The sequence below is a fragment of the Nocardia farcinica genome, from assembly GCF_029867845.1.
In the GTDB taxonomy this organism is placed as follows: domain Bacteria; phylum Actinomycetota; class Actinomycetes; order Mycobacteriales; family Mycobacteriaceae; genus Nocardia; species Nocardia farcinica_A.
In genome coordinates, this window is sequence record NZ_JARWRU010000980.1 from 1 (window position 1) to 6,033 (window position 6,033).

Consider the following 6,033-nt stretch of genomic DNA (forward strand, 5'->3'; position numbering starts at 1 on the left):
TTGGGGGTTTTGTTGGGGGGGGGGGGGGGGCCCCCCCGCCCCCCCCCACCCGCGTGTTCCCGGGGAGAGGATTCGTGTGGTTTCCGAGGAAGACGCGAAGGATCGCGACACCGACCGGCCGGGATCGCCTTTCGGCCCCTCGGTAGGTGATTTCGGTCCTCCCGTGGGCGACTTCGGTCCTCCCGTCGGCGATTTCGGGCCGCCGGTGGACGAATTCGGCGGTCCGCCGTTGGCGGAGAGCGGGCCCGCGTGGAAACCCCCGGCCGACACCCCCGAGATCGGCTGGCGTCCCGCCGACGGCTCGCCGCCGCCGCCCTCGGCCGCGCCGCCGCCCGTGTCGGCCCCCGCTCCCGCCCCGGCCGAGCCGACCGTGAAGCTTCCGGCGTCCGCCGCCGATCGCTATCGAGCCCCCGACAGCTCCGAGCCCGACGTCTCGGTGGAGGAGACCGTGCGTTTCGGCTCCGGCTCCGGCAGGGGGGACGCCGAGCCCGCCGCCTCGGCCGCCGAACCGGCCAGGTCCGGGCCCGGCGGGCCGCAGCGCTGGTGGAACAGCCCGACCGAGTCCGGCGACGTGCCGAAACCGCCCGCCGACGCGGGCTCGCCGCCCGGCCTGTCCTGGGCCGACGACGCGATCGCCAAGCGGCTGGCGCCCAAGCCCGCGGCCGCCGCGTCCGGCGGCGGCTCCGGTTCCTCGCCGAGCACGTCCACCCGCACCATGATCATCGGCATCGCGGTCGTGGTGGTGCTGCTCATCGCCCTCGTGGTCACCATCGTCTCGCTCAGCGGCGAGGACGACACCGGCCGAGGGGCGGGCGCGACCACCACCGCCGCGCTGAGCTGCCCGAGCAACCGCAACGGCAATGTCGTGGTCGGCAACGGGCAGGGCTCGACCGAGAGCGGCGCCGAGGCCATCCTCGGCTTCCAGTACGCCTTCTACGTGGAGCGCAGCGGGGAGCGGGCTCGTCAGTACGTGGCCGACGACGCGCTGAACATCTCCACCGCGCCGATCATCCAGAAGGCGATCGACGAGGCGATCCCGGTCGGCACCACGCACTGCCTGCGGATCATCGAAGTGGCATCGGACACCTTCGACGTCGACCTCACCGAGCACCGCCCCGACGGTCAGACCACGGTGTATCCCCAGCGTGTGACCGTGGTCGAGCGAGAAGGGAAGTTCTTCCTGAGCGCCATCGATCAACGCTAGACGTCTCACGATGCGGGATGGCTGTTTCATATTCTGGTTCAGAATGTGGGACAGTGGAGTCATCCCGTTCCGTGGCGTCTCCCGGAGGTCTCGATGTCGTCGACGTTCCCGTCGCTGTCCGCCAAGCTTGCCGGCGTGCAGAGCTCGGCGATTCGTGACCTCCTCAAGCTCACCGCCGACCCGAGGATCGTCAGCCTCGCCGGCGGCCTGCCCGACGCCGAGCTGATGCCGCGCGAACGCATCGCCGCGGCCGCCGCGGCCGCGCTGGCCGGTTCCGGCTGCCTGCAGTACACCGAGTCGCCGGGCTGGGGCCCGCTGCGCGCGGTGCTGGCCGAGCGGGAATCCGCGCGGCTGGGCAGGCGGGTCCCGCTGTCGGAAGTCTTCGTCACCCACGGCTCCCAGCAGGCGCTGTCGCTGCTGGCCGAGGTGCTGCTCGATCCCGGCGCGCTGGTGGTCGTCGAGGACCCCGCCTATGTCGGCGCCCTGCAGGTCTTCCGGGCCGCGGGCGCCCGCATCGTCGCGATCCCGCTGGACGCCGAGGGCATGCGCGTGGACGCGCTGCGCGAGCTGCTGGCCGCGGGTGAGCGTCCGGCCCTGGTGCACACCGTCAGCAACTTCCACAATCCGGGCGGGGTCACCCTCGCGCCGGCCAGGCGGGCCGAACTGGGGCAGCTCGCCGAGCGGTACGGCTTCTGGGTCGTCGAGGACGATCCCTACGGCGAGCTGTGGTTCGACCGGCCCTCCCCGGCGCCGGTGGCCTCCTACTCCCGCCATGTGATCCGCCTCGGCAGCGCTTCGAAGATCATCGCGCCGACGCTGCGGGTCGGCTGGATGGTCGCCCCCGACCAGGTCTGCCGGGCGGTGGAGCTGCTCAAGCAGGGCGCCGACCTGTGCGGTTCGGCGCTGACCCAGCAGATCGCCACCGACCTGCTCACCGACGAGGACTGGCTGGCCGGGCACCTGGCCAGGGTGCGCGACAGCTACGGCACCAGGGCCGAGGCGCTGGTGAACGCGGTGCGTGCGACCTTCGGCGAGCGGGTGGTCTGCACCGACGCGGCGGGCGGAATGTTCGTGTGGGCCGACTTCACCGACGGCACCGACACCAAGGCCATGCTGGCGGGGGCGCTGGCGGAGGGCGTGGCCTACGTGCCCGGCTCGGCGTTCGCGGCCGAGGACGGCTACCAGGGGTCGATGCGGATGTGTTTCACCACCTCGGCGCCGCCGGTGCTGGCGGAGGCCGTGGCCCGGCTGGCCAGGGCGCACGCCGCCGCGGCTGTCTGAGTTCCCCGGGGCAGGAGTCCGCCCGGCCCGGCTTCAGTCCACCCAGTCGTAGGTGCGCTCGACCGCCTTGTTCCAGGAGGTCAGCAGGGTCTTGCGGTCCTGTGCGGACATCGAGGGCCGCCAGGTCTTGTCGGCCGCCCAGTTCTCCCTGATGTCGTCGGTGCCCGCCCAGTAGTCCACCGCGAGTCCGGCCGCGTACGCCGCGCCGAGCGCGGTGGTCTCGGCGACCACCGGACGCACCACCGGCACGTCGAGGATGTCGGACTGGAACTGCATGAGCAGTTCGTTGGCGGTCATGCCGCCGTCCACCTTCAGCGTTGTCAGCTCCAGGTCGAGCTGCTGGGACTCGGCGTCGGCGCGCATGGCGTCGACCACCTCGCGGGTCTGGAAGGCGGTCGACTCGAGGACCGCCCGCGCCAGGTGCGCCTTGGTGACGAAGCGGGTCAGCCCGGCGATCACCCCGCGCGCGTCCGGCCGCCAGCGCGGCGCGAACAGGCCGGAGAAGGCGGGCACGATGTAGGCGCCGCCGTTGTCCTCGACGCTACGGGCCAGCGGTTCGATCTCCGCGGCCGAGGAGATCAGGCCCAGGTTGTCGCGCACCCACTGCACCAGCGAGCCGGTGACCGCGATGGAGCCTTCGAGGGCGTAGACGGCGGGCTGGTCGCCGAGCCGGTAGCAGACCGTGGTGAGCAGGCCGTGCTTGCTGAACACCGGGGTGGTCCCGGTGTTGAGCAGCATGAAATTGCCGGTGCCGTAGGTGTTCTTGGCCTCACCGGGGGCCAGGCAGGCCTGCCCGAAGGTGGCGGCCTGCTGGTCGCCGAGGATGCCCGCCACCGGAACACCGGCCAGCGGCCCCGAGGTGATCTCGCCGTAGACCTCCGAGGAGCTGGCGATGCGCGGCAGCATCGCCACCGGCACGCCGAAGTCGGCGCAGATCCCCTCGTCCCAGCGCTGGGTGCGCAGGTCCATGAGCATGGTGCGTGAGGCGTTGGTGACGTCGGTGACGTGCTCGCCGGTCAGGTTCCACAGCAGCCAGCTGTCCACGGTGCCGAAGCACAGCTCGCCGGCCTCCGCGCGCGCCTGCGCGCCCGGCACGTGGTCGAGGATCCAGCGCAGCTTGGGGCCGGAGAAGTAGGTGGACAGCGGCAGGCCGGTGCGGTCCTGGTAACGGCCTGGGCCCTCGGCGCCGCCGAGTTCGCTGACCAGCCGGTCGGTGCGGGTGTCCTGCCAGACGATGGCGTGGTGGATCGGCTCGCCGGTGCCCCGATCCCACACCACGGTGGTCTCGCGCTGGTTGGTGATGCCGACCGCGGCGATGTCCTCGCGGCCGAGCCCCAGCTCGTCGAGCGCCTGGGTGAGCACGAGTTCGGTGTTGCGCCAGATGGTTCCGGCGTCGTGCTCGACCCAGCCGGGGTGCGGGAAGATCTGCTCGTGCTCGCGCTGGGCGATGCCCGCGACGCGTCCGCCGTGGTCGAAGACGATGCACCTGCTCGAGGTCGTGCCTTGATCGAGGGCGGCCACATAGCGACGCATGGAGGCAGGATACGCAACCGGTCGCATGGTGGGGATCACATCGCCCGGCCCGGGTGCCCGCGGGCGAACGGAGTTACCGTCGAGTAGACCACCACCGCTCGCGGCGAGGCACCGTGTCGATCGGCGTCCGAGGTGCCTAGCCTGTACCCGAGCCTGCCCCGCACCACCATCCCGCGCATCGCAGCAACCGCGCGCTCGCAGACCAGTCGCCGGAGGAGTCGAGCATGATCAGGAAACCGCAACCGCAGACCCAGACGCTCGGACCCGAACAGCGCCGCGCGGCCTGGGAGCGCCTCGGTGGCGAACACTTCGACGTGGTCGTGGTCGGGGGCGGCGTCGTCGGGGCAGGCATCGCGCTGGACGCGGCCACCCGCGGGCTCTCGGTGGCCCTCGTGGAGGCGCGGGACCTGGCCTCGGGCACGTCGAGCCGATCGTCGAAGATGTTCCACGGCGGTCTGCGCTATCTGGAGCAGCTGGAGTTCGGCCTGGTGCGCGAGGCGCTGCGCGAGCGCGAACTGGCGCTGTCCACCTTGTCGCCGCATCTGGTCAAGCCGCTGCGTTTCCTCTACCCGCTGACCCATCGCGGCTGGGAGCGACCCTATGTGGCCGCCGGACTGGTGCTCTACGACACCATGGGCGGGTCGAAATCGGTTCCGGGCCAACGGCATCTGACCCGTCACGGCGCGTTGCGGCTGGCGCCCGGCCTGCGCCGCGACGCCCTGATCGGCGGTGTGAGCTACTACGACACCGTGGTCGACGACGCCCGCCACACCATGACCATCGCCCGCACCGCCGCGCACTACGGCGCGGTCATCCGCACCTCGACCCAGGTGGTGGGTTTCCTGCGCGAGGCCGACCGGGTGAGCGGGGTGCGCATCCGCGACACCGAGGACGGGCGCACCGCCGAGGTCAGGGCGCATGTGGTGATCAACGCCACCGGCGTGTGGACCGACGAGGTGCAGGCGCTGAGCAGGACGAGGGGCCGTTTCCACGTGCGCGCCTCCAAGGGCGTGCACATCGTGGTCCCGCGCGACCGCATCGTCGCCGACACCGCCATGATCCTGCGCACCCCCACCTCGGTGCTGTTCGTCATCCCGTGGGGCGCGCACTGGATCATCGGCACCACTGACACCGACTGGAATCTCGACCTGGCCCATCCTGCGGCGACCAGGGCCGACATCGACTACCTGCTGGACCGGGTGAACGAGGTGCTGGTCACCCCGCTGACCCACGACGACATCACCGGCGTCTACGCCGGGCTGCGCCCGCTGCTGGCGGGCGAGAGCGACTCGACCTCCAAGCTCTCGCGCGAACACGCGGTGGCCCGCATCGCACCGGGCCTGGTGGCCATCGCGGGCGGCAAGTACACCACCTACCGGGTGATGGCCTACGACGCGGTGGACGAGGCCGCGCAGGACATCCCGGCCAGGGTCTCGCCGAGCATCACCGAGAAGGTGCGTCTGCTCGGCGCCGAGGGGTACTTCGCGCTGGTGAACCAGACCGTGCAGCTGGCCGAGGCGTACGGGCTGCACCCGCATCGGGTCAAGCACCTGCTCGACCGCTACGGTTCGCTCATCGGTGAGGTGCTCGAGCCTGCCGAGCAGCGGCCCGACCTGCTCGAGCCGCTGACCGCCGCGCCGTCCTATCTGCGCGCGGAGGCGCTGTACGCGGTGACCGCGGAGGGCGCGCTGCACCTGGACGACATCCTGGCCAGGCGCACCCGCATCTCCATCGAGTACGACCACCGGGGCGCGGACTGCGCCGAGGAGGTCGCGCGGCTGGTGGCCCCGGTGCTCGGCTGGGACGAGGCCGAGACCGAACGCGAGATCGCCACCTACCGCTCGCGCGTGGAGGCCGAGATCCGCTCGCAGACCCAGCCCGACGACGCCTCCGCCGACGCCCTGCGGGTGGCCGCGCCGGAGCCGCGCCCGCAGCTGCTGGAGCCGGTCCCCATCGACGGATGAGGCATGCTCGGACGGGGCCGGGTCCGGTCGGTGGGCGGGCCGGCTATCCGG

The 6,033-nt window shown here is 71.9% G+C and carries 4 protein-coding genes; 3 read left to right on the plus strand and 1 reads right to left on the minus strand.

The genetic code is table 11. The annotated features are described in order from the left end of the window. The first annotated feature begins 163 nt into the window (after positions 1-163). Positions 164-1,204: a hypothetical protein gene (locus QH283_RS21625; RefSeq protein ID WP_280504801.1), complete on the plus strand. Its 1,041-nt coding sequence runs from the start codon at positions 164-166 to the stop codon at positions 1,202-1,204. Positions 1,205-1,297: 93 nt separating this feature from the next. Then, the gene (locus QH283_RS21630) at positions 1,298-2,485 is read left to right on the plus strand and encodes a PLP-dependent aminotransferase family protein (RefSeq protein WP_280504802.1); all 1,188 of its coding nucleotides are present in this window, start codon (positions 1,298-1,300) and stop codon (positions 2,483-2,485) included. Positions 2,486-2,518: 33 nt separating this feature from the next. Here QH283_RS21630 and glpK read toward each other — a convergent pair whose 3' ends face one another. After that, a complete protein-coding gene (gene glpK / locus QH283_RS21635) occupies positions 2,519-4,018 on the minus strand; it encodes a glycerol kinase GlpK (protein WP_280504803.1) in 1,500 nt (499 codons plus the stop codon). A 224-nt stretch (positions 4,019-4,242) separates the two neighbouring features. Between glpK and glpD the strand changes: the two genes are divergently transcribed. Next, positions 4,243-5,982 carry a glycerol-3-phosphate dehydrogenase gene (gene glpD, locus QH283_RS21640; RefSeq protein WP_280504804.1) on the plus strand — a complete coding sequence of 580 codons (1,740 nt, stop codon included), beginning with the start codon at positions 4,243-4,245 and terminating at the stop codon, positions 5,980-5,982. The last annotated feature ends 51 nt before the right edge of the window (positions 5,983-6,033 follow it).